The 23,365-nt window shown below is 53.3% G+C and carries 16 protein-coding genes, 2 tRNA genes, 1 rRNA gene and 1 riboswitch; of the genes, 14 read left to right on the top strand and 5 right to left on the bottom strand.

The annotated features are described in order from the left end of the window. Positions 1–17: 17 nt before the first annotated feature. Positions 18–2,663 (bottom strand): phosphoenolpyruvate carboxylase, encoded by a 2,646-nt coding sequence (gene ppc, locus ACQZQY_RS05560; protein ID WP_183850454.1) that lies wholly within the window; start codon positions 2,661–2,663, stop codon positions 18–20. Between the two features lie 301 nt (positions 2,664–2,964). Then, entirely contained in the window at positions 2,965–4,116 is a 1,152-nt protein-coding gene (gene argE, locus ACQZQY_RS05565; RefSeq protein ID WP_072158086.1) for an acetylornithine deacetylase, read from the bottom strand. A gap of 224 nt (positions 4,117–4,340) precedes the next feature. Between argE and argC the strand changes: the two genes are divergently transcribed. The 4 genes from argC (at position 4,341) to argH (ending at position 8,984) form a co-directional block, all read left to right on the top strand. After that, complete coding sequence (gene argC / locus ACQZQY_RS05570; RefSeq protein ID WP_431296740.1) at positions 4,341–5,345, top strand: N-acetyl-gamma-glutamyl-phosphate reductase; 1,005 nt, start codon at positions 4,341–4,343, stop codon at positions 5,343–5,345. A 131-nt stretch (positions 5,346–5,476) separates the two neighbouring features. Then, positions 5,477–6,250: an acetylglutamate kinase gene (argB, locus tag ACQZQY_RS05575; protein ID WP_056774627.1), complete on the top strand. Its 774-nt coding sequence runs from the start codon at positions 5,477–5,479 to the stop codon at positions 6,248–6,250. 59 nt (positions 6,251–6,309) lie between these two features. After that, positions 6,310–7,533 carry an argininosuccinate synthase gene (locus ACQZQY_RS05580; RefSeq protein ID WP_056774630.1) on the top strand — a complete coding sequence of 408 codons (1,224 nt, stop codon included), beginning with the start codon at positions 6,310–6,312 and terminating at the stop codon, positions 7,531–7,533. A 74-nt stretch (positions 7,534–7,607) separates the two neighbouring features. Beyond that, positions 7,608–8,984 (top strand): argininosuccinate lyase, encoded by a 1,377-nt coding sequence (gene argH, locus ACQZQY_RS05585; RefSeq protein ID WP_056774633.1) that lies wholly within the window; start codon positions 7,608–7,610, stop codon positions 8,982–8,984. A gap of 147 nt (positions 8,985–9,131) precedes the next feature. Here the strand turns inward: argH and ACQZQY_RS05590 are convergent, their stop codons facing one another. Further along, positions 9,132–9,893 (bottom strand): glutathione peroxidase, encoded by a 762-nt coding sequence (locus tag ACQZQY_RS05590; RefSeq protein WP_056774638.1) that lies wholly within the window; start codon positions 9,891–9,893, stop codon positions 9,132–9,134. 160 nt (positions 9,894–10,053) lie between these two features. Between ACQZQY_RS05590 and oxyR the strand changes: the two genes are divergently transcribed. After that, complete coding sequence (oxyR, locus tag ACQZQY_RS05595; RefSeq protein ID WP_056774641.1) at positions 10,054–10,977, top strand: DNA-binding transcriptional regulator OxyR; 924 nt, start codon at positions 10,054–10,056, stop codon at positions 10,975–10,977. On the opposite strand, the gene sthA is transcribed toward oxyR, so the two are convergent. After that, positions 10,960–12,360: a Si-specific NAD(P)(+) transhydrogenase gene (sthA, locus tag ACQZQY_RS05600; RefSeq protein ID WP_056774645.1), complete on the bottom strand. Its 1,401-nt coding sequence runs from the start codon at positions 12,358–12,360 to the stop codon at positions 10,960–10,962. The genes oxyR and sthA overlap by 18 nt on opposite strands. Before the next feature lie 212 nt (positions 12,361–12,572). Here sthA and fabR point away from each other — a divergent pair, with 212 nt between their 5' ends. The 4 genes from fabR to ACQZQY_RS05620 all read left to right on the top strand — a co-directional run bounded on the left by fabR (position 12,573) and on the right by ACQZQY_RS05620 (position 16,649). Continuing rightward, the gene (fabR, locus tag ACQZQY_RS05605; protein WP_056774650.1) at positions 12,573–13,241 is read left to right on the top strand and encodes an HTH-type transcriptional repressor FabR; all 669 of its coding nucleotides are present in this window, start codon (positions 12,573–12,575) and stop codon (positions 13,239–13,241) included. Then, positions 13,225–13,581 (top strand): YijD family membrane protein, encoded by a 357-nt coding sequence (locus tag ACQZQY_RS05610; protein ID WP_056774653.1) that lies wholly within the window; start codon positions 13,225–13,227, stop codon positions 13,579–13,581. The genes fabR and ACQZQY_RS05610 overlap by 17 nt, the downstream gene beginning before the upstream one ends. Before the next feature lie 316 nt (positions 13,582–13,897). After that, positions 13,898–15,484, top strand: coding sequence for an MFS transporter (locus ACQZQY_RS05615; RefSeq protein WP_431296741.1), 1,587 nt, complete (start codon positions 13,898–13,900; stop codon positions 15,482–15,484). Between the two features lie 25 nt (positions 15,485–15,509). Beyond that, positions 15,510–16,649: a glycoside hydrolase family 88/105 protein gene (locus ACQZQY_RS05620; RefSeq protein ID WP_431296742.1), complete on the top strand. Its 1,140-nt coding sequence runs from the start codon at positions 15,510–15,512 to the stop codon at positions 16,647–16,649. 75 nt (positions 16,650–16,724) lie between these two features. Here ACQZQY_RS05620 and trmA read toward each other — a convergent pair whose 3' ends face one another. Then, positions 16,725–17,825 (bottom strand): tRNA (uridine(54)-C5)-methyltransferase TrmA, encoded by a 1,101-nt coding sequence (gene trmA / locus ACQZQY_RS05625; protein WP_431296743.1) that lies wholly within the window; start codon positions 17,823–17,825, stop codon positions 16,725–16,727. A 131-nt stretch (positions 17,826–17,956) separates the two neighbouring features. Continuing rightward, a riboswitch (cobalamin riboswitch) is annotated at positions 17,957–18,224 on the top strand. Positions 18,225–18,295: 71 nt separating this feature from the next. Here trmA and btuB point away from each other — a divergent pair. From btuB to ACQZQY_RS05650, 5 genes are all read left to right on the top strand, one after another. Continuing rightward, complete coding sequence (gene btuB / locus ACQZQY_RS05630; protein ID WP_431296744.1) at positions 18,296–20,176, top strand: TonB-dependent vitamin B12 receptor BtuB; 1,881 nt, start codon at positions 18,296–18,298, stop codon at positions 20,174–20,176. Continuing rightward, a complete protein-coding gene (gene murI / locus ACQZQY_RS05635; RefSeq protein WP_056774671.1) occupies positions 20,121–21,002 on the top strand; it encodes a glutamate racemase in 882 nt (293 codons plus the stop codon). The genes btuB and murI overlap by 56 nt, the downstream gene beginning before the upstream one ends. Positions 21,003–21,409: 407 nt before the next feature. Continuing rightward, positions 21,410–22,952: ribosomal RNA gene (locus tag ACQZQY_RS05640) — 16S ribosomal RNA — on the top strand. A 71-nt stretch (positions 22,953–23,023) separates the two neighbouring features. Beyond that, a tRNA-Ile gene (locus tag ACQZQY_RS05645) sits at positions 23,024–23,100 on the top strand. 133 nt (positions 23,101–23,233) lie between these two features. Further along, positions 23,234–23,309: transfer RNA gene (locus tag ACQZQY_RS05650), tRNA-Ala, on the top strand. Positions 23,310–23,365: the final 56 nt, after the last annotated feature.

A 23,365-nucleotide genomic window follows, 5' to 3' on the forward strand; every position in this document is an offset into this window, starting at 1 on the left:
CCTGCTTTTAGCAGCCACTAACCGGTATTACGCATACCTGCTGCCACGCCGGCAATTGTCACCATCAATGCCTGTTCGATGTTCGCATCCTGCTTGCCGTCTTTTTCCAGCTCGCGGGAACGGTGCAGCAGTTCAGCCTGCAGCACGTTCAGCGGATCGGTATAGACGTTACGCAGGGCGATAGATTCGGCAATCCACGGCAAATCTTCCATCAGATGATCGTCGTTGGAAATCGCCAGAATCACTTTGATGTCGCTGGCTAACTGATCACGCAATTGCTGACCGAGCGGCCACAACTCTTTTTCCACCAGGCGGTGATCGTAGTATTCGGCCAGCCAAAGGTCAGCTTTCGCAAACACCATTTCCAGCATCCCGATCCGGGTGGAGAAGAACGGCCAGTCGCGGCACATGGTTTCCAGCTCATCACGTTTCCCGCCATCCACCACGGCCTGTAAACCGGCACCTGCGCCCAGCCAGGCTGGCAGCATCAGACGGTTTTGCGTCCAGGCGAAGATCCACGGAATGGCCCGCAGGCTTTCAACGCCGCCGCTGGCTTTACGTTTCGCCGGGCGTGAACCCAGTGGCAGTTTCGCCAGTTCCTGCTCAGGCGTGGCGGCGCGGAAGTAAGGCACGAAATCTTTATTCTCACGCACGTAACCGCGGTACATCTTGCAGGAGACGTCAGACAGTTGCTCCATGATATCCACCCAGGCTTGTTTTGGCTCAGGCGGTGGCAACAGGTTGGCTTCCAGGATCGCAGAGGTATAAAGCGCCAGGCTGCTGATGGTGACTTCTGGCAAACCGAATTTGAAGCGGATCATTTCGCCTTGTTCGGTCACGCGCAGGCCGCCTTTCAGGCTGCCCGGAGGCTGAGACAGCAACGCTGCCTGTGCCGGTGCACCGCCACGGCCGATAGAACCGCCGCGTCCGTGGAACAGGGTCAGTGCGATACCGGCTTTTTCGCAGGTCTTGATCAGTGCATCCTGCGCGCGGTATTGCGCCCATGATGCCGCCATCACGCCCGCGTCTTTTGCGGAGTCGGAATAGCCAATCATCACCATCTGTTTGCCCTGAATGAAACCGCGGTACCAGTCGATGCTCAGCAACTGCTTCATCACGTCGTCGGCGTTATTCAGGTCGTCGAGCGTTTCGAACAGCGGCGCGACAGGCATCGGGAACGGGCAACCGGCTTCTTTCAGCAGCAGATGCACCGCCAGCACGTCAGACGGCGTGCGCGCCATTGAGATGACATACGCCGCAATCGAGCCTTCCGGCGCTTCGGCGATGACCTGACAGGTATCCAGCACTTCTTTGGTATCGGCGCTCGGTTCCCAGTGACGCGGGACCAGCGGGCGCTGCGAATTCAGTTCGCGGATCAGGAAAGCCTGTTTGTCAGACTCCGACCAGCTCTCGTAATCGCCGAGCCCCAGATAACGGGTAATTTCGGCAATCGCATCGGTATGACGTGTACTTTCCTGACGCACGTCGATACGCACTAACGGTACGCCGAAGCAGCGCACGCGGCGCAGGGTGTCCAGCAACTGACCGTTAGCGATAATGCCCATGTTGCAGGCCTGCAGCGACTGATAGCAGGCGTACAGCGGCGCCCACAGCTGGTCGTTTTTCACCAGTAAATCGTGCGGGCGCGTGACACGTTCGCCTTTCAGGCGTGCTTCCAGATAGACCTGAGTTGAGGTCAGCTGCGCGCGCAACTGCTTCATGATTTCACGGTACGGCTCAATGATGTCTTTACCGCCGGCCAGTTCGCGCAGCTCTGGCGTACATTCGGTCATCGACAGTTCCGACACCAGCACTGCGATGTCGCGCAGGAACAGGTCGGTGGCTTTCCAGCGGCTCAGCAGCAGAACGTGGCGGGTGATATCGGCGGTGACGTTCGGATTACCGTCGCGGTCACCCCCCATCCAGGAAGTGAAACGCACCGGCACGGCTTCCACCGGCATTTTATAATCCAGTGAGGTTTCCAGCTGTTCGTTCAGCTCGCGCAGGAAAGCCGGAACGCCTTCCCACAGGCTGTTTTCGACCACCGCAAAACCCCATTTCGCTTCATCAACCGGAGAAGGGCGGTTCTTGCGGATTTCATCGGTGTGCCATGACTGCGCAATTAACTGACGCAGGCGGCGCATAATTTGTTTACGTTCGTAATCGGCCAGATCGTTGTGGTCGAGCTGTTTGAGGCAGTTATTCACTTCGACCAGTTTGTGGATCAGCGTACGGCGGGCGATTTCGGTCGGGTGCGCGGTCAGAACCAGTTCAATAGAAAGCTGGTCAACGGCATCGCGTAATTGCTGGTCAGAGAGATTCTTTGATTTCAGACGATCGAACAACAGCGCCAGCGCTTCAGGATTACTGGCTGCTTCGCCGTGCGGCGAAATGCTGTGATATTGCTCTGCCACGTTGGCTAAATTCAGGAACTGACTGAATGCACGGGCAACCGGTAACAATTCATCATTAGAAAGATTTTGCAGCGTTGACAGTAATTCCTGACGATCCGCTTCGTTTCCGGCGCGGGAGGATTTCGACAGTTTACGAATTTGCTCAACGCGATCGAGGATATGTTCTCCCAACGTATCTTTGATCGTATCGCCCAGCAGTTTACCTAACGTACTGACATTACTTCGCATTGCGGAATATTGTTCGTTCATATCACCTCTGACCCGTTCTCTCGTTTAATTTTTATATTCTGTAAATAACTTTCACCCGTCAGGCATTCTTGCCCCGTTCACCCTGCCAACCTGGCCACACTTTTTAAAAGCAGCACTTGTTTTAACCCAAAAACCCCCGATCACTCACGTGAAAAATGGTCTTTTTGGCAATGTCGCTGAAATTTAATTACATCAGCGACGATATCAGTTTGGCTAATCCACGTTTGCTGACCTGATTTGTACAGTAGCAAAGGGCGCCCCTGAGCGCCCTGATTGTTTGTTCATCAACACTGATTCAGGATCAGTGATAACAGAAGTGATGCACAACCTGAGTGATCAACTCGCGTGTCGGTTTAATGAACGCGGTATCGATATATTCATCTGGCTGATGTGCCTGATCGATTGAACCCGGACCCAGCACCAGCGTCGGGCACAACTCCTGAATAAAGGGAGCTTCCGTGCAGTAGTTAACGATTTCGGTTTCCACGCCCAGCAACTTCTCAACCACCTGCACCAGCGGATGATCCGGCGGGCATTCATATCCCGGGATCGGCGGATGCAGTTCCTCAACCACCAGACGGCCGGGCCAGCGCTGACTCACCGGTTCCAGCGCCTCATTTAGCAGGCCGTTGATTTCGGACAGCGTCAGGCCGGGTAACGGACGGATATCCATATGCATTTCGCAGCAGGCGCAAATACGGTTTGGCGCATCGCCGCCGTTGATGTAACCAAAATTCATGGTCGGGTACGGGATCACGAAACCACTGTGGTTGTAACGCGTTTTCAGGGTATTGCGCAGGGTCATTAAATGGGTAATCGACTCATGCATCAGTTCAATCGCGTTCACGCCGCGCGCCGGATCGCTGGAATGACCGGACTGGCCGGTGATACGAATGGCGTTTGATAAATGCCCTTTGTGCGCACGAACGGGCTTGAGTGACGTCGGTTCGCCGATGATGGCGCAGTCAGGACGGATTTTGGCATTTTTGGAAAAATAGCTCGCACCGGCCATGGTCGTTTCTTCATCGGCGGTCGCTAAGATATACAGCGGTTTAGTCAGTTTGGTGAGATCGACGTCGCGCAGTGAATCGAGGATAAAGGCGAAGAAACCTTTCATATCGGCGGTACCCAAACCGTAGAGCTTATTTTCATGCTCGGTCAGGGTGAAAGGATCGCGCGTCCAGCGGCCATCATCAAACGGCACGGTGTCGGTATGACCGGCCAGCAGTAAACCGCCAGCGCCTTCGCCAGTGCTGGCTAACATATTGAATTTGTTTCGGGTTCCCGGAACAGGTTGCACTTCAACCTTAAAGCCTAAATCGCCGAACCAGCCTGCCAGTAAGTTGATTAGCGTTTCATTGCTCTGGTCCAAAGCCGCATCGGTTGCGCTGATGGAAGGGGTTGCGATTAACGCCCGGTAGAGCTCAATAAAAGGAGGTAATTTCATCTTCACTGTTGACAGCCTTTAGTTAGGGTAGTATTCATATTCATGCAATAATTGTGAATAAAAATACAATAAGCCAGCGCGTAAGGAAACCGGAAAAAATTCCGCGTTAGTCAAAACGACACGGCTGAATCTCGCGGGTGAGCGGCGTACAACGCGGTGACCACCTGTTACCTGTTGAAGTCCCTGTATCGCAAAGCCATACAGATAAGTTGAGAAGGTGAACAGACCCTATGTTGAATACGCTGATTGTTGGTGCCACAGGCTATGCCGGAGCTGAACTCGCTGCTTACCTGAATCGCCACCCACATATGAACATAACCGGTTTAACGGTTTCAGCGCAAAGTGCAGATGCAGGAAAATTGCTTTCTGATTTGCATCCTCAATTAAAAGGTATTGTCGATCTGCCTGTTTTGCCGCTGACGGATGTTGCCGGTGCGGCAAAAGGTGTCGATGTCGTGTTTCTGGCGACCGCGCATGAAGTCAGCCACGATCTGGCGCCGCAGTTTCTGGCGGCCGGTTGTGTGGTGTTTGACCTGTCCGGGGCCTTTCGCGTCAGCAAACCTGAGTTTTACACCGAATTCTACGGCTTTGAGCATCAGCACCTCGATTTGCTCGACAGCGCCGTGTACGGCCTGGCCGAATGGCAGGCAGACAAACTGAAAGACGCGCAGCTGATTGCCGTGCCGGGTTGTTACCCGACGGCGTCACAGCTGGCGCTGAAACCACTTATCGAAAACGGTTTGCTCAATGACAACCAGTGGCCGGTGATTAACGCGACCAGCGGCGTCAGCGGCGCAGGCCGTAAAGCCACGCTCGGCAACAGCTTCTGCGAAGTCAGCCTGCAACCTTACAAACTTTTCAGCCACCGTCATCAGCCTGAAATTGCAGAGCATCTCGGCGTGCCGGTCATTTTCACTCCGCATCTGGGTAACTTCCCGCGCGGTATTCTGGCGACCATCACCTGCCGTCTGAACGCGGGTGTGACGGAGCAGGACGTGGCGGAAGCCTTCCACAATGCGTATCACGATAAACCGCTGGTGCGTCTTTACACCAAAGGCGTTCCGGCGCTGAAAGACGTGGTCGGATTGCCGTTCTGTGACATTGGCTTTGCAGTGAAAGGTGAACATCTGATTGTGGTCGCGACGGAAGACAACGTGCTGAAAGGCGCGTCGGCGCAGGCGGTGCAGTGTATGAATATCCGTTTCGGTTTCCCTGAGACGCAATCACTGCTTTAACAATCAGTTAGATTGTCAGTAAACAGAAAACAACCGTCCCTGAGCGTTTATTCAGATGCGCAGGGATGTTAGATTAAATTAAACGTATTGTTATTAATTAACATAATCAACCGGTCGGGGCGTAAACAGCTATGAATCCGTTAGTCATCAAATTGGGTGGTGTGTTGCTGGATAATGAAGAAGCGCTTGAGCGTCTGTTCATGGCGGTCGTCGCTTATCGTCAGGAATATCAGCGCCCGCTGGTCATCGTCCACGGTGGCGGCTGCCTGGTGGATGAGCTGATGAAAAAGCTGAATCTGCCGGTGGTAAAGAAGGCCGGTCTGCGCGTCACGCCAGCCGACCAGATTGATATCATTACCGGTGCACTCGCCGGGAGCGCCAACAAAACGCTGCTGGCGTGGGCGGTCAAAAATCACATTAACGCGGTCGGCCTGTCTCTGGCCGACGGCGGTACGGTCAGTGTGACCCAGCTGGATGAATCTCTGGGCTTCGTCGGTAAAGCCGAAGCGGGTAATCCGGCGCTAATCACGACGCTGACCGATGCAGGCTATCTGCCGATTGTCAGCTCCATCGGCATCACCGCAACCGGTGAGCTGATGAACGTCAACGCCGACCAGGCGGCGACCGCGCTGGCCGCCACGCTGGGCGCAGATTTGATTCTGCTGTCAGACGTCAGCGGTATCCTCGACGGCAAAGGTCAGCGTATTCCTGAAATGAGCGCGGAACGTGCTGAACAGCTGATCGATCAGGGCATCATCACCGACGGCATGATCGTCAAAGTTCACGCTGCGCTGGACGCCGCACGTTCTCTCGGACGTCCGGTTGATATCGCCAGCTGGCGTCACGCCGAGCAATTGCCGGCACTGTTTAACGGCGTCGCGATCGGAACACGCATTCTGGCGTAGTTCACTATCGGCACGTTTAAAACCCATTGGATTAATTGAATTTTTTGAAGGAAATCATCATGGCAGCAACTCAAGGCATTAAGAAAATTGTTCTGGCTTACTCCGGCGGTCTGGACACCTCAGCGATCATTCCATGGCTGAAAGAAAACTATGGCGACTGCGAAGTGGTCGCGTTCGTGGCTGATATCGGTCAGGAACGTGCCGATCTGGAAGGCATCGAACAAAAAGCGCTGCGTACCGGTGCATCTGAATGCCACGTGGTTGACCTGCGTGAAGAGTTCATCAAAGACTACGTGTATCCGGTGCTGAAATCCGGCGCACTGTACGAAGGCAGCTACCTGCTGGGGACGTCAATGGCGCGTCCGTTGATCGCCAAAGCTCAGGTTGAACTGGCGCTGAAAGTGGGTGCCGATGCCCTGTGCCACGGCGCGACCGGTAAAGGTAACGACCAGGTGCGTTTCGAAACGACGTACACCGCGCTGGCACCACAGCTGAAAGTGGTCGCTCCGTGGCGTGAGTGGGACTTACGTTCCCGTGAAGCGCTGCTGGATTACCTGAAAGAACGTAATATCCCGACCACCGCGTCTCTCGAAAAAATCTACAGCCGTGACGAAAACGCATGGCACATTTCCACCGAAGGCGGCGTGCTGGAAAGCCCGTGGAATGCAGCAAACAAAGATTGCTGGGCATGGACTGTTGCGCCGGAAGACGCACCGGATCAGGCTGAAACGGTGACCGTGAAAGTGGCTAAAGGTGAAGTTGTTGCCGTTAACGGCGTCGAACTGAGCCCGTTCCAGTGCCTTGAAGCGCTGAACGTACTGGGTGTGAAACACGGCATTGGTCGTATCGATATCGTGGAAAACCGTCTGGTGGGCATTAAATCCCGCGGTTGCTACGAAACGCCAGGAGGCACCATCATGATGGCTGCGCTGCGTGGCGTTGAGCAACTGGTGCTGGATCGCGACAGCTTCAAATGGCGTGAGCAGCTCGGCCACGAAATGTCCTACGTGGTGTACGATGGTCGCTGGTTCGCACCGCTGCGTGAATCTATTCAGGCAGCCACGGATTCCCTGGCGCAAGACGTTAACGGTGAAGTGGTGATCAAACTCTACAAAGGCACTGCGACAGCGATTCAGAAACAATCGCCAAACAGCATGTATTCGGAAGAGTTCGCAACCTTCGGCGAAGACGAAGTGTACGATCACAGCCACGCGGGCGGCTTCATCCGTCTGTTCTCTCTGTCTTCACGCATTCGTGCTTTGAACGAAAAGAAAAAACAATAAGCGCAGGGTTTGTCGGATTGATAACAGGGCGCAGCATGCTGCGCCCTTTTGCATAACATTTCAGGAGCAGGAAAATGGCACTTTGGGGCGGACGTTTTACACAGGCAGCAGATCAACGGTTTAAAGAACTGAATGACTCACTGCGTTTTGACTACCGGCTGGCAGAGCAGGATATCGTGGGCTCAGTGGCCTGGTCCAAAGCGCTGGTGACCGTCAACGTTTTAACGGCTGACGAGCAGATCCAGCTGGAAGACGCGCTGACCGTGCTGCTGGAAGAAGTCCGTGCCAATCCCCGCGCTATTTTAGCCAGCGATGCCGAAGACATTCACAGCTGGGTCGAAGGGAAGCTGATCGACAAAGTCGGTAATCTTGGCAAAAAACTGCATACCGGCCGCAGCCGTAACGATCAGGTCGCGACCGACATCAAACTGTGGTGCAAAGCGCAGGTGGTTGAACTGGGCGAGGCGCTGCATCATTTACAGCAGGCGCTGGTCGCCACGGCAGAAGCCAATCAGGACGCCGTGATGCCGGGTTATACCCACCTGCAACGCGCCCAGCCGGTGACCTTTGCGCACTGGTGCATGGCGTACGTAGAAATGCTGGCGCGTGATGAAAGCCGCCTGAAAGATACCCTGACCCGTCTGGACGTCAGCCCGCTGGGTTGTGGTGCACTGGCCGGTACCGCGTATCCGATGGATCGCGAACAACTGGCTGGCTGGTTAGGTTTTGCATCAGCAACCCGTAACAGCCTCGACAGCGTGTCTGACCGCGACCACGTGCTGGAACTGCTTTCTAACGCGGCCATCAGCATGGTGCATCTTTCCCGTTTCGCCGAAGACCTGATCTTCTTCAACACCGGTGAAGCGGCGTTTATCGATTTGTCCGACCGCGTGACGTCGGGTTCCTCCCTGATGCCGCAGAAGAAAAACCCGGACGCGCTGGAGCTGATCCGTGGCAAATGTGGCCGCGTGCAGGGTGCGCTGACCGGCATGATGATGACCATGAAAGGTCTGCCGCTGGCGTATAACAAAGACATGCAGGAAGATAAAGAAGGGCTGTTCGACGCGCTCGACACCTGGATGGATTGCCTGAACATGGCATCGCTGGTGCTGGACGGTATTCAGGTGAAACGCCCGCGTGCCAAAGAAGCTGCGCAGCAAGGCTATGCCAACTCCACCGAACTGGCGGATTATCTGGTCGCCAAAGGCGTTCCGTTCCGCGAGGCGCACCATATTGTGGGTGAAGCGGTCGTCGAAGCGATTCATCAGGGCAAAGCGCTGGAAGAATTGCCGCTGGCAGATTTGCAGAAATTCAGCAGCACGATCGGCGATGACGTTTACGCCATTCTCGAACTGCAATCCTGCCTCGACAAACGTGCCGCCAAAGGCGGTGTTTCTCCGCAGCAGGTCGCGCTGGCGATTGCTGATGCGAAAGCGCGTTTGGGCTTGTAAACCTGAGCATCTTCCCTTCTGAAGGGAAGATGCAATAAAAAAAAGGCGGACCCAGGGTCCGCCGAAAGTTCACGTAGTCATACTTGCTTATTGTTGGTAATGCAGGAATTTCTTGTCTTACTTCTCACAATCAATGGCTGTCGAAAATTATTGTGCCACGGCACACACTTCTTCCGTTTCTGAATGGAGGTAAACCTCCAGGTCGTCACTTCCCCCGATGTGACGTCCACCGATAAAGACTTGCGGCACGGTCGCACGGCCGGTCACGGCGCGCAGGCTGACGGTAGTGGCGTCTTTACCTAATACAATTTCTTCGTACTGAATACCGCGTTCCTGCAACATCTGTTTGGCTTTGGCACAGAACGGACAGCCCGGTTTAGTGAACACGGAGACGGATTCCTGCACTTTATATTCTGGTGCCAGGTATTTCAGCATGGTGTCAGCATCAGACACTTCAAACGGGTCGCCCGGTTTGTTTGGCTCAACGAACATTTTCTCGACCACGCCGTTACGAACCAGCATGGAATAACGCCATGAACGCGGACCGAAACCTAAATCGGCTTTCTCGACCAGCATGTTCATTCCTTTGGTGAATTCACCGTTACCGTCCGGAATGAAGGTAATGTTGGCGGCGCTTTGTTCCGCTTTCCACGCGTTCATCACAAAGGTGTCATTCACGGAAACGCACAGAATGCTGTCTACGCCGTGGCTTTTGAACACCGGAGCCAGCTCGTTGTAACGCGGCAGATGGCTGGAAGAACAGGTTGGGGTAAAGGCACCCGGCAGTGAAAAGAGAATCACTGTTTTATTTTTAAACAGCTCGTCAGTGGTGAGATCTACCCATTTGTCGCCCTGACGGGTATGAAAAGTAACGTGTGGAACCTGCTTCCCTTCCTGGCTTGCAAACATGAATAACCTCTTAATTAATCTATGAAATGGATAATTTTTACGGCGGTGCCGTTTCGATGGGGGGCATTATTAACGATTGTGGTTGATAGATATAATCGTTGGTTGCTATCTTATCTATCGTTAACGGCTATCGCATTGCCTATGAGGGATTGGGGGAAAAATGAACATTCGTGATTTAGAGTATCTGGTAGCACTGGCTGAGTTCCGCCACTTCCGCCGCGCCGCAGATTCCTGCCACGTCAGCCAGCCAACGCTGAGCGGGCAAATCCGTAAGCTGGAAGATGAGCTTGGCGTCATGTTGCTGGAAAGAACCAGCCGTAAAGTGCTGTTCACTCAGGCCGGTTTATTACTTGTCGATCAGGCCCGCACGGTCTTGCGTGAAGTAAAAGTGCTCAAAGAGATGGCGAGTCAGCAGGGGGAAGCGATGTCAGGGCCGATGCACATCGGTCTTATCCCGACTGTCGGGCCGTATCTGCTGCCGCAAATTATCCCGACCCTGCACAAAACCTTTCCAAAGCTGGAGATGTACCTGCACGAAGCGCAAACCCATCAGTTGCTGGCGCAACTCGACAGCGGGAAGCTCGACTGTGCCATTCTGGCGCTGGTAAAAGAGAGCGAAGCGTTTATCGAAGTGCCGCTGTTTGACGAGCCGATGAAGCTGGCGATCTACGACGATCATCCATGGGCATCACGCGATCGCGTGGCGATGGCCGATCTGGCGGGTGAAAAATTGCTGATGCTGGAAGACGGCCACTGTCTGCGTGATCAGGCACTCGGATTCTGCTTCCAGGCGGGTGCCGATGAAGATACCCACTTCCGCGCCACCAGTCTGGAAACTCTGCGAAACATGGTGGCGGCAGGAAGCGGGATTACGCTGCTGCCTTCACTGGCCGTACCGCGTGAGCGCAGCCGTGATGGGGTGACTTATCTGACGTGTGACAAACCGGAACCGCGCCGTACGATTGCGCTGGTTTATCGTCCCGGTTCGCCACTGCGCGGGCGTTACGAACAGCTGGCCGAAGCCATTAAAGAACACATGCAGGCTTACTGGGATAGCGCCGCCGCGTTAAAAAAGGCGGTTTAATCCGTTAAGTGCTGCCACGCGATAGGCTTCTGCCATGGTCGGATAGTTGAAGGTGGTATTGACGAAATACTCGATAGTATTACCTTCGCCTTTCTGTTCCATGATGGCCTGTCCGATGTGGATGATTTCAGCCGCACGCTCACCGAAACAGTGAATACCAAGGATTTCCTTGGTTTCACGGTGGAACAGTAATTTCAGGCTGCCCACGTTCATCCCGGCGATTTGTGCACGGGCCAGATGTTTGAACTGTGCACGGCCTACTTCGTACGGCACTTTCATTGACGTCAGTTCCTGCTCGGTTTTACCCACCGAACTGATCTCCGGAATGGTGTAAATGCCGGTCGGAATGTTTTCGATCAGATGTACTTTGGCTTCGCCCTGGATCATCGCCTGTGCGGCAATGCGCCCCTGATCGTAAGCCGCGGAAGCCAGACTTGGGTAACCAATCACATCACCGACGGCATAAATATGCGACAGTGCGGTCTGATACATGCTGTTCACTTTCAGCAGACCACGACTGTCAGCTTCCAGACCGATGTTTTCCAGACCGAGTTTGTCGGTGTTACCGGTGCGTCCGTTAGCGTAAAGCAGGGCGTCGGCTTTCACTTTCTTACCGGATTTCAGGTGCATGATCACACCATCTTCCACGCCTTCAATCTTCTCGAACTCTTCGTTATGGCGGATAACGACGCCGTTATTCCAGAAGTGATAAGAAAGCGCGTCTGACATTTCCTGATCGAGGAATGACAGCAGGCGGTCACGGGTGTTGATCAGATCCACTTTGACGTTCAGACCGCGGAAGATCGACGCATATTCGCAGCCGATAACACCCGCACCGTAGATAATGACGTGGCGGGGCTCATGGCTGAGTTCGAGGATTAAATCGCTGTCATAAATGCGCGGATGACCAAAATCGACGTTGGCCGGGCGGTAAGGGCGCGAGCCACAGGCGATGACGATGTTGTCAGCAGTAATCTGTTCATGCGTGCCGTCGGCGTAGCGGATGCTGATGGTATTGGCATCGACAAAACTGGCGTCGCCGGAAAACAGCTGGCACTGGTTTCTTTCATAGAAACCCTGGCGCATACGGGTTTGCTGGTTAATGACAGAATCCGCATGGCGCAAGATATCCGGGAAACTGGAGCTCATTGTGCGGGAATTATCGCTGTAGAGCGGATTTTGGTTAAATTCGATGATTCTGCTAACGGCGTGACGCAGTGCTTTGGAAGGGATGGTGCCCCAGTGTGTACAACCGCCACCGACGTTGTTATAGCGTTCGATGACAGCAACTCTGGCGCCTTGTTTAACCAGTCCCATCGCGGCGCCTTCTCCGCCAGGGCCTGAGCCAATGATGATGGCATCAAAATGTGAGTGCTGTTGCATTGTTCGAAACCTATTTTTATACAAAATCACAACGAGAAAGTAACATATTACACCTATTCACCCCACATGCGGTTGTCATTTAATGGGAATGTTGCAACATTCAGACCCACTTTATGCTGTGGTTTCTATGACTCGGACCGATAAAAATTTTGGTATAGTGAAACGAAATCGGGCGAACAACTAAAAAGAAGAACACTATCCGGATGAAGGTTATGGGAGTCAGAGCACAACAAAAAGAGCGTACGCGTCGCACGCTGATTGAGGCGGCTTTTAGCCAGCTCAGCGCCGAGCGTAGCTTTGCCAGTCTGAGTTTACGCGAGGTTTCGCGTGAAGCAGGCATTGCACCGACGTCCTTTTACCGGCACTTCCGGGATGTGGATGAGCTGGGGCTCACGATGGTCGATGAGAGCGGTCTGATGCTACGACAGCTGATGCGTCAGGCGCGTCAGCGTATCGCCAAGGGCGGCAGCGTGATCCGCACCTCTGTCTCCACGTTTATGGAGTTTATCGGCAACAACCCGAACGCCTTCCGTCTGTTACTGCGTGAACGTTCCGGGACGTCGTCGGCGTTTCGTGCCGCTGTCGCCCGTGAAATTCAGCATTTCATTGCGGAACTTGCCGACTATCTGCAACTCGAAAACCATATGCCGCGCAGTTTTACCGAAGCGCAGGCTGAAGCCATGGTCATCATCGTGTTTAACGCCGGTGCGGAAGCGCTGGATGTCGACCTCGCACAGCGCCGCCAGCTTGAAGAACGTCTGGTGCTGCAACTGCGAATGATTTCCAAAGGCGCATATTACTGGTATCGCCGTCAGCAGGAACGCACGGCGGTCACGTCGATTAATAAGACCCGAGGTAAAGAAGATGACCGAACAAGCTAACCAGGATAATGGCACTCTGGTTTTAGCATTGATTGCCGGGCTGTCGATCAGCGGCACGTTTGATGCATTGTTTAGCGCCGTCGTCGCGTTTTCGATTTTCCCGATTATTGCTCTGGTGTTAGCGGTGTACTGTTTGCACGTTCGCTATCACAAAGGTGAAATGCCGAAAGGGTTGCCGGTACTGTCCGCGGCCTGTTTTCTGCTTGGCCTGCTGCTGTACAGCACAATCGTTCGTGCGGAATACCCTGAATTGGGTTCAAACTTTCTGCCGTCGCTGATCTGCGTTGTACTGGTATTCTGGATTGGGCTGAAGCTGAAAAAGCGCAAGTCATCGACGTAAACACCGCCACAGTTTCACCGTCTTTTAAGGCAATCCACGGATTGCCTTTTTATCTTTCACCTCGCGTCATTCCCTTTCCCGCCTGACAATTCCAGGCTCATTTAATGAACTGTCATTTCATTAATATCAAACCCATGTTCAATATTTAGATGTAGATCGCCCACTTCTTCATTTCTTTGCCATAAAGTGCATCCGGGTGGCAAAAACCAAAAGGTTTTCACACTGTCTCCTCGCTAATTTGAATCATGGCCGGACGAAGTCGTTTCGTTCGCATTCAGCCTAGGCCTAAAAGTGATTTAACAGGGGCAAGACGGCAATGAAAACACGTAAGATCGGATTCTTTACCTACATCGCTTATGGTTCCGGCGATTTTCTCGGTGCGGGTACCACTGCACTGACCGCAGCCTGGCTGCTGTATTTCTACACCACGTTTTGCGGGCTTTCGCCCATCCAGGCGACTTTCATTTTCGCCACCGCGCGCGTGGCCGATGCGGTGCTCAGTCCGCTGATGGGTTATCTCACGGATAACTTCGGCAATACCTGGCTCGGCAAGCGCTTTGGGCGTCGTAAGTTCTTTATTCTGCTCGGTATTCCCTGCGTCTTCAGCTACAGCTTTATGTGGGTGGGCGAAATGGGATACGTCTATTATCTGCTGACTTATCTGCTGTTCGATATCGTCTACACCATGATTCTGGTGCCGTATGAAACACTGGTGCCGGAAATGACCGATGATTTCAAACAGAAAACCAAATTCTCAGGGGCGCGTATCGCGCTGGCACAGTTGTCGGCCATCCTCGCCGCCTTCCTGCCGGGTATTTTGTTGCAGCATTTCGGCAAAGATAACGCCATTTCTTTCTTCTATTCGAGTCTGGTCTTCGCGGTGATTTGTTCACTGGTGCTGACGCTGGTGTATTTCTTTACCTGGGAACGCCCGGAAGAGCTTAAATCCGAAGCAACGAAAAAAATCGAGCGCGAACGTCAGCAACTGACGCTGGCACAAAGCCTGAAACGCCTGAAAGTCGAATTGTCTTCGACGCTGCGCATCAAGATTTTCCGCCAGCATCTCGGGCTTTATCTGGGGGGTTACATCGCGCAGGACGTGTTTAACGCCGTGTTCACTTATTACGTGGTGTTCGTTCTGATGCAAAGCGCCTCCGTGGCCTCAAACCTGATGGGCATGATGGCGATTCTGCAATTTGTGGCGGTTATCGGGATGATCCCGTTGTGTATCCGCTTCGGACCTGCGCCGTCTTATCGTCTGGCTGTGACGCTGTTCGGGCTGGCCGCGATTTTTTACGGCGGTTTGTACTACGCCGGTATGAATGATTCGATGTCACTGTTGTTGCTGATTTCCGCGCTGGCCGGTCTGGGACGTGGCGGCATCAACTATGTGCCGTGGAATATCTACACCTATATCGCTGACGTGGATGAAACCATCACCGGCCAGCGCCGCGAAGGGATTTTCGCTGGCGTCATGACGCTGACCCGCAAAGCCTCTCAGGCCGGTGCCGTTATGCTGGTAGGGATAATTCTGCAACTGGCCGGGTTTGTTTCCGGACAGAGCCAGCAGGTACCTGCGGTCGGCCACACCATTCTGGGTGTGCTGGTGATCGGTTCACTGCTGATGCTCAGCATGGGTTTTATCATTTCATTGTTCTTCCGCCTGAATCAGAAAACGCACGGCGTACTGACCCGCGAAACGCACAAAATGCGTGAAGCCAACCGCATCGTGCCGGAGCAAATCACACCGCAAGACCGCGCCACCGTCGAAATGCTGACAGGGATGAAATACGAATCTCTGTGGGGCAATAACAATATCGGTTATCTGCATCGCAATAACCCGCCACCTGAAAAGCTGACCCGGGAAAATACCGCTGAAATGCCGGTTCAGGGACGTTTGTAAAATTTTGAATTCACAGGAGAACGCCATGAAAGTTTTTGAAGTTAAACACAGTGCCTTGCTGCGACAGCCTGAACATTTCATTTCACGTAATGAACTGAAAGCGCTGATCCACAACGTGACCAACAATCTGGTGAATATCGAAGATAAAACCGGGGAATTCCTGTTGCGCCTCGACGATGGCCGCGTGATTGACACCAAAGGCTGGGCAGGCTGGGAATGGACGCACGGCATCGGGCTTTACGGGATTTATCAGTATTATCAGCAGACCGGCGACGAAAAAATGCGCGCGGTAATCGACGACTGGTTTACGGCCCGTCTGGCAGAAGGCACGCCGACCAAAAACGTCAATACCATGAGTCCGTTCCTGACGCTGGCGTATCGCTATGAGGAAACAGGCAATGCAGCCTGGCGCCCTTATCTGGAACGCTGGGCGGAATGGGTGATGCATGAAATGCCGCGCACTGACAAAGGCGCAATGCAGCACATCGTTTATAACAACGAAAACCATCAGCAGATGTGGGATGACACGCTGATGATGAGCGTGCTGCCGCTGGCAAAAATCGGCAAATTGCTCGACCGTCCCGAGTATGTTGAAGAGGCGACGTATCAGTTTTTGATTCACGTGCAATATCTGATGGATCGTGAAACCGGCCTGTGGTTCCACGGCTGGACCTTCGACGGTCATCATAACTTTGCGCAGGCCCGCTGGGCGCGCGGCAACAGCTGGCTGACGATTGCCATTCCGGAATTCCTCGAACTGGTGGATTTGCCGGAGAACAATGCAACACGCCGCTATTTGTTACAGGTGCTGGAAAGCCAGGTCAGCGCGCTGGCGAAATGTCAGGATGACAGCGGCTTATGGCATACGCTGCTCGACGATCCGCAGTCCTATCTGGAGAGTTCGGCCACTGCCGGTTTTGCGTACGGTATTTTGAAGGCGGTGCGTAAACGTTATATCGATGCGTCTTATGCGCCGGTGGCGGAGAAAGCCATTCAGGGGGTGATCAAACACATCAATCCGGCCGGGGAACTGACGCAAACCTCATTCGGCACGGCGATGGGCAATGATCTCGATTTCTACCGTGAAATAGCTCTGACCTCAATGCCTTACGGGCAGGCGATGGCGATCCTTTGCCTGTCAGAATATCTGCGCGTCTATTTGTAATACTGACGGTCTTAGAACGACAGAAATAAAAACGGGCACGCCGGGGTGCCCGTTTTGCATTTCAGTTTCCCGTGATCAGATTTTTTCCAGCAGTACGCCGGATTCCATATGGTGGGTGTACGGGAACTGATCAAACAGCGCGAGGCGCGTCACGCGGTGCGTTTTGCTCAGCGTTTCCAGATTCGCGCACAGCGTTTCCGGATTGCAGGAGATGTAAAGAATACGGTCGTAGCCCGCCACCATCTTCACGGTTTCATCATCCAGCCCGCTGCGTGGTGGATCGACAAAAATGGTGTTGCATTCGTATTCGCTTAAATCGACATCCTGCAAACGGCGGAATTCGCGCACGCCGTTCAGCGCCTGTGTGAAATCTTCGGCCGCCATGCGGATGATCTGCACGTTATCAATATGGTTTGCTGCAATGTTGAATTGCGCGGCGGCGACGGAAGGCTTGGCGATTTCAGTCGCCAGCACGCGGCGGAAGTTGCGTGCCAGAGCCAGCGAAAAGTTGCCGTTACCGCAATACAACTCCAGCAAATCGCCGCTCGAGTTTTCTGTGGCCTTCAGCGCCCATTCCAGCATCTGAATATTCATCTCAGCGTTTGGCTGCGTGAAGCTGTTTTCCACCTGACGGTAAATCATATCGCGGCCCGCAACCGGCAGAACCTCATCGATATAATCCTGATCGAGCATGATTTTGGTTTTCGCGGCTCGGCCAATCAGCTGGATATCAAACCCATCTGCGCGTAGCTGGTCGCGCAGGGCGGTCGCCGCCTGCTGCCATTCGTCATCAAGCTTACGGTGGTACAGCAGCGAGGCAATGATTTTGCCGCTGCGGGTTGAGAGATAGTCGATCTGGAAGATCTTACGGCGCAATGCCGGATCTTGCTTAACAGCCGCGATCAGCACCGGCATCAGGCGGTTAATCAGCTCACTGGCTGCCGGGAACTGGTCCACGCGCATGCGGGCTTTGGTCTGCTGATCAAACATAATGTGGTACAGGTCGCCCTCATCGTGCCAGACGCGAAATTCCGCGCGCATCCGATAATGGCTGACCGGTGAACGGAACACGTCAACCTGCGGCGCATGAAAAGGCGACATCATCGCCGTGAGACGTGCGGTCTTTTCCGCCAGCTGGTCGTCGTATTGTTCAATGGGCAGGTTTTCAGGCGTCATCGTTTATCTCGTCTAACTGGGGTAAATGGGCGTACTTCGCGGGGGATTTTAGGGAATGCCACTGCAAAGTCCAGCCTTGTGTCGTTTTGAGTCCTCCGGGGATACGGATGTCTGGATTTCCAAATAGGTTGATCGTAGGATTGCCGTTCGGCCTCATGACTGAGTTAAAAGGGAATCCGGTGTGAATCCGGAACTGGCGCGCAGCGGTATGGGGAATTCACGGCGATCGCATTCTTGATGATGCAGACACTGTTTCTTCTTTCTCTTTCTCTCTTTATATAAAGAAGAGAAGAGGAAATGGGAAGTCATCGCCCGGTGCGGGTATGTTCAATTCATTAGACGTAATTAATGAGCCTGCAAATCCTAAGTCCGAAGACCTGCCGATGTTACGTCGCATTAATCATCGTCGTCGCGAAATAACGCCGGTGATCCTCTGCGGCATCCGCCAATTAAGTTTGGATGCTCGATTCATGACAATTAAAAAGCACGTGCTGTTGACGGCATTATCCGTCACGGCTTTTTCAGGGTGGGCGCAAGACAGCACTTCCACAAACAGCAGCAGCGATAACCTGGTCGTCACGGCTAACCGTTTTCCACAACCCGTCTCTTCGGTGCTGGCATCTGCTGACGTGGTGACGCGTGAAGATATCGACAGATGGCAGTCAACTTCCGTCGCCGATGTATTACGGCGTTTACCAGGTGTGGATATCGCGCAAAACGGCGGTATGGGGCAGCAGACCTCTTTATTCGTTCGTGGTACCAACTCCAGTCACACCCTGGTATTAATCGACGGTGTGCGTCTTAATCAGGCCGGTATTTCTGGCGCGGCTGATATTAGCCAAATCCCACTCTCGCTGGTTCAGCGTATTGAATTCATACGCGGGCCGCGTTCTGCCGTGTACGGTTCGGATGCCATCGGCGGTGTCGTCAATATTATTACCACGCGTGATAAATTAGGGACGACATTGACAGCCGGTATGGGATCTAACGGCTATCAGACCTATGACGGCTCAACTCAGCAGAAACTGGGTGAGAGTACGGTTCTGACACTGGCGGGTAACTATACCTACACCAGGGGCACCGACGTGGTCGCCAACTTGCCGGATAACTATGGCAACCCGCGTCAGCCAGACCGTGATGGTTTCATGAGCAAAACGATTTGGGCCGGGCTTGAGCACCAGTTCAATGAGCAGTTCAGTGGTTTTGCCCGCGCTTACGGTTTTGATAACAGAACCGCTTATGACGGCACCTACAGCTATGCCGATCCGGCCCATTTTGATGCATTGCCGGATACGCGTCAGTTATACAGCCGCACCTACGACACCGGGTTACGTTTCCAGCAGGGCATCTACGCGACTGAGCTCAGCGGCAGTTACAGCAATACCAAAGATTATAACTACGATCCGAAATACGGCCGGTATTCTGCTTCGGCCACGCTTGATGATTCTGATCAGTACAACCTGCAGTGGGGAAACACATTCCAGGTGGGGCAGGGCACCGTCAGCGCAGGGGCTGACTGGCAAAAACTCAGCACCCAGCCAGGCACCAACTACATTACCGATGGTTATACCCAGCGAAATACCGGTGTGTATGTTACTGCCCAACAGAAGGTGAGCGACTTCACTCTCGAAGGGGCAGTGCGTAATGATGATAACTCAGAGTTTGGCTCGCATGGCACCTGGCAAAGCAGTGCTGCCTGGGAGTTCATCGACGGATACCGTTTCATCGCATCCTATGGCACCGCTTTCAAAGCACCGAATTTTGGGCAACTCTACGGAAGCTTTGGCGGTAACCCGGACCTGAAACCCGAAGAAAGTAAAGAGTGGGAAGGGGCGCTGGAAGGTTTAACCGGCCCGCTTAGCTGGCGTTTGTCTGCGTACCGTAATGACATTGATCAGATGATCAGTTACTACAATCAGCAGCAAGGCTATTACAACGTTGATAAAGCAACGATCAAAGGGGTCGAATGGACCGGTAATTTCGACACCGGCCCTCTGCATCACAGTGTGACGCTTGAATATCTTGACCCAAGAAATGCTGAGACGAATGAAATCTTACTGCGTCGTGCCAAACAGCAGGCGAAATATCAGCTGGACTGGACGGTGGCTAATTTTGACTGGTCTATCAATTATCAGTATCTGGGTGAACGCTACGACACTAACTTTAATACCAATGAGAATGTGAGACTCGGTGGCGTGAGTCTGTGGGATCTGGCGGTGTCATATCCTGTGACGTCACATCTGACCGTTCGTGGTAGAATTGCCAACCTCTTAGATAAAGATTACGAGACGGTTTATGGCTACGAAACACCAGGACGTGAATACTATCTCACTGGAAGCTATACCTTCTGATACAACTCAAGTTCCTGATCGCCCGACGGTGCTGGTTTTCGATTCCGGCGTCGGCGGGTTGTCGGTATATCACGAGGTCCGGCAGATGTTGCCGGACCTGCACTATATCTACGCTTTTGATAACGTCGCCTTCCCTTACGGCGAGAAATCCGAAGAGTTCATCGTCGAACGCGTGGTCGAGATTGTCACCGCGGTCGCGAAACGTCATCCCCTCTCTATTATCGTCATTGCCTGTAACACCGCGAGCACTGTCTCCCTGCCTGCATTGCGTGCCAAATTCAGCTGCCCGGTTGTCGGCGTTGTGCCCGCTATCAAACCCGCAGCTAAGTTGACGCGTAATGGCGTTGTCGGATTGCTGGCGACGCGGGCGACGGTACAACGTCCTTATACGCATGATCTGGTCGCACGGTTTGCGACAGACTGTCAGATTCTGATGCTGGGTTCGGCGGAGCTGGTTGAACTGGCCGAAGCGAAGCTGCATGGCCAAGAGGTTGCCCTGACGGCGTTGAAGAAAATCCTTCATCCGTGGCTGCGTTTGCGCGAGCCGCCTGACACGGTGGTGTTAGGCTGCACGCATTTCCCGTTGCTTAGCGAAGAACTCGCACAGGTCTTACCCGACGGCACGCGCATGATCGACTCCGGTTCTGCCATTGCCCGCCGCGCGCACTGGCTCATTGAGACGTCACATGTGCCGATTCCGCAGAAAAAAGCCGATGTAGAAATTGAGAGTGTTGCTTACTGTATGGCGATGACAATAGAGGCCCGAAGTTTACTGCCTGTTTTACAGTCATATGGCTTCAGAAGTATCCAGGAATTGCCGCTTTAAACGTCATTTGGTGAAAGAATCAGCGGTCGGAAAATTATTTGTATTTTAGGGGTTGCGGCCTTCTGAGAACTCCCTATAATGCGCCTCCACTGACCGGGAACAACGACTGAGAAGTCGCTCGGACAGGAAGAGAAAAAGATGAAAGTTCGAATGAATAATCTCTTGACTCTTCAGCGGGAAAACGTAATATACGCCTCCCGCGCCGCATAAGATTCCTTGCGAACCGCGGCATGCTCTTTAACAATTTATCAGACAATCTGTGTGGGCACTCACAAGACGATATCAGCCACCTCGGTGGCAAAAAATATCAAGTCTTAAAGAGTGACCAAGCAGTAATTCATTTTAGTGAATTATTACGAAAGTTAATTTTTGAGCACCGCTTAACGTGTTTAAGCAAATCGAACTTTTAATTGAAGAGTTTGATCATGGCTCAGATTGAACGCTGGCGGCAGGCCTAACACATGCAAGTCGAGCGGTAGCACAGGAGAGCTTGCTCTCTGGGTGACGAGCGGCGGACGGGTGAGTAATGTCTGGGAAACTGCCTGATGGAGGGGGATAACTACTGGAAACGGTAGCTAATACCGCATGACCTCGCAAGAGCAAAGTGGGGGACCTTCGGGCCTCACGCCATCGGATGTGCCCAGATGGGATTAGCTAGTAGGTGGGGTAATGGCTCACCTAGGCGACGATCCCTAGCTGGTCTGAGAGGATGACCAGCCACACTGGAACTGAGACACGGTCCAGACTCCTACGGGAGGCAGCAGTGGGGAATATTGCACAATGGGCGCAAGCCTGATGCAGCCATGCCGCGTGTGTGAAGAAGGCCTTAGGGTTGTAAAGCACTTTCAGCGAGGAGGAAGGGTTCAGTGTTAATAGCACTGTGCATTGACGTTACTCGCAGAAGAAGCACCGGCTAACTCCGTGCCAGCAGCCGCGGTAATACGGAGGGTGCAAGCGTTAATCGGAATTACTGGGCGTAAAGCGCACGCAGGCGGTTTGTTAAGTCAGATGTGAAATCCCCGAGCTTAACTTGGGAACTGCATTTGAAACTGGCAAGCTAGAGTCTTGTAGAGGGGGGTAGAATTCCAGGTGTAGCGGTGAAATGCGTAGAGATCTGGAGGAATACCGGTGGCGAAGGCGGCCCCCTGGACAAAGACTGACGCTCAGGTGCGAAAGCGTGGGGAGCAAACAGGATTAGATACCCTGGTAGTCCACGCTGTAAACGATGTCGACTTGGAGGTTGTGCCCTTGAGGCGTGGCTTCCGGAGCTAACGCGTTAAGTCGACCGCCTGGGGAGTACGGCCGCAAGGTTAAAACTCAAATGAATTGACGGGGGCCCGCACAAGCGGTGGAGCATGTGGTTTAATTCGATGCAACGCGAAGAACCTTACCTACTCTTGACATCCAGAGAATTCGCTAGAGATAGCTTAGTGCCTTCGGGAACTCTGAGACAGGTGCTGCATGGCTGTCGTCAGCTCGTGTTGTGAAATGTTGGGTTAAGTCCCGCAACGAGCGCAACCCTTATCCTTTGTTGCCAGCGAGTAATGTCGGGAACTCAAAGGAGACTGCCGGTGATAAACCGGAGGAAGGTGGGGATGACGTCAAGTCATCATGGCCCTTACGAGTAGGGCTACACACGTGCTACAATGGCATATACAAAGAGAAGCAAACTCGCGAGAGCAAGCGGACCTCATAAAGTATGTCGTAGTCCGGATTGGAGTCTGCAACTCGACTCCATGAAGTCGGAATCGCTAGTAATCGTAGATCAGAATGCTACGGTGAATACGTTCCCGGGCCTTGTACACACCGCCCGTCACACCATGGGAGTGGGTTGCAAAAGAAGTAGGTAGCTTAACCTTCGGGAGGGCGCTTACCACTTTGTGATTCATGACTGGGGTGAAGTCGTAACAAGGTAACCGTAGGGGAACCTGCGGTTGGATCACCTCCTTACCTAAAGATACGCATTGTGCAGTGTCCACACAGATTGTCTGATAGAAAGTAACGAGCAGAAATACCTTAATAGGCTTGTAGCTCAGGTGGTTAGAGCGCACCCCTGATAAGGGTGAGGTCGGTGGTTCAAGTCCACTCAGGCCTACCAATTCGTCCTCATGCTGCGTTGTCGTCACACTCGTTTGCACAAGCAAACGTCGTATGAACTCCGCCTTGCCTGAGAACCAATTGGCTGACTCATCTGAACGATGAGTAATTAAGGTATCTGTAAGTGACTGTATGGGGCTATAGCTCAGCTGGGAGAGCGCCTGCCTTGCACGCAGGAGGTCAGCGGTTCGATCCCGCTTAGCTCCACCATTACCGTACAGCCCCTAAATAATACTTCAGAGTATATTGGTAACAGTATGCTGCGA

Origin of the sequence: Rahnella sp. PAMC25559 (genome assembly GCF_050632365.1) — a bacterium.
GTDB classification, from domain to species: domain Bacteria; phylum Pseudomonadota; class Gammaproteobacteria; order Enterobacterales; family Enterobacteriaceae; genus Rahnella; species Rahnella rivi.

Bases quoted from the DNA above. Each gene is read 5' to 3' on its own strand.
- fabR (WP_056774650.1), top strand. From the start codon at position 12,573: ATGGGAGTCAGAGCACAACAAAAAGAGCGTACGCGTCGCACGCTGATT.
- ACQZQY_RS05620 (WP_431296742.1), top strand. From the start codon at position 15,510: ATGAAAGTTTTTGAAGTTAAACACAGTGCCTTGCTGCGACAGCCTGAA.
- btuB (WP_431296744.1), top strand. From the start codon at position 18,296: ATGACAATTAAAAAGCACGTGCTGTTGACGGCATTATCCGTCACGGCT.
- sthA (WP_056774645.1), bottom strand. From the start codon at position 12,360: ATGCAACAGCACTCACATTTTGATGCCATCATCATTGGCTCAGGCCCT.
- argH (WP_056774633.1), top strand. From the start codon at position 7,608: ATGGCACTTTGGGGCGGACGTTTTACACAGGCAGCAGATCAACGGTTT.
- ACQZQY_RS05580 (WP_056774630.1), top strand. From the start codon at position 6,310: ATGGCAGCAACTCAAGGCATTAAGAAAATTGTTCTGGCTTACTCCGGC.
- argC (WP_431296740.1), top strand. From the start codon at position 4,341: ATGTTGAATACGCTGATTGTTGGTGCCACAGGCTATGCCGGAGCTGAA.
- trmA (WP_431296743.1), bottom strand. From the start codon at position 17,825: ATGACGCCTGAAAACCTGCCCATTGAACAATACGACGACCAGCTGGCG.
- ACQZQY_RS05610 (WP_056774653.1), top strand. From the start codon at position 13,225: ATGACCGAACAAGCTAACCAGGATAATGGCACTCTGGTTTTAGCATTG.
- ACQZQY_RS05590 (WP_056774638.1), bottom strand. From the start codon at position 9,893: ATGTTTGCAAGCCAGGAAGGGAAGCAGGTTCCACACGTTACTTTTCAT.
- argB (WP_056774627.1), top strand. From the start codon at position 5,477: ATGAATCCGTTAGTCATCAAATTGGGTGGTGTGTTGCTGGATAATGAA.
- oxyR (WP_056774641.1), top strand. From the start codon at position 10,054: ATGAACATTCGTGATTTAGAGTATCTGGTAGCACTGGCTGAGTTCCGC.
- ppc (WP_183850454.1), bottom strand. From the start codon at position 2,663: ATGAACGAACAATATTCCGCAATGCGAAGTAATGTCAGTACGTTAGGT.
- murI (WP_056774671.1), top strand. From the start codon at position 20,121: ATGGCTACGAAACACCAGGACGTGAATACTATCTCACTGGAAGCTATA.
- ACQZQY_RS05615 (WP_431296741.1), top strand. From the start codon at position 13,898: ATGAAAACACGTAAGATCGGATTCTTTACCTACATCGCTTATGGTTCC.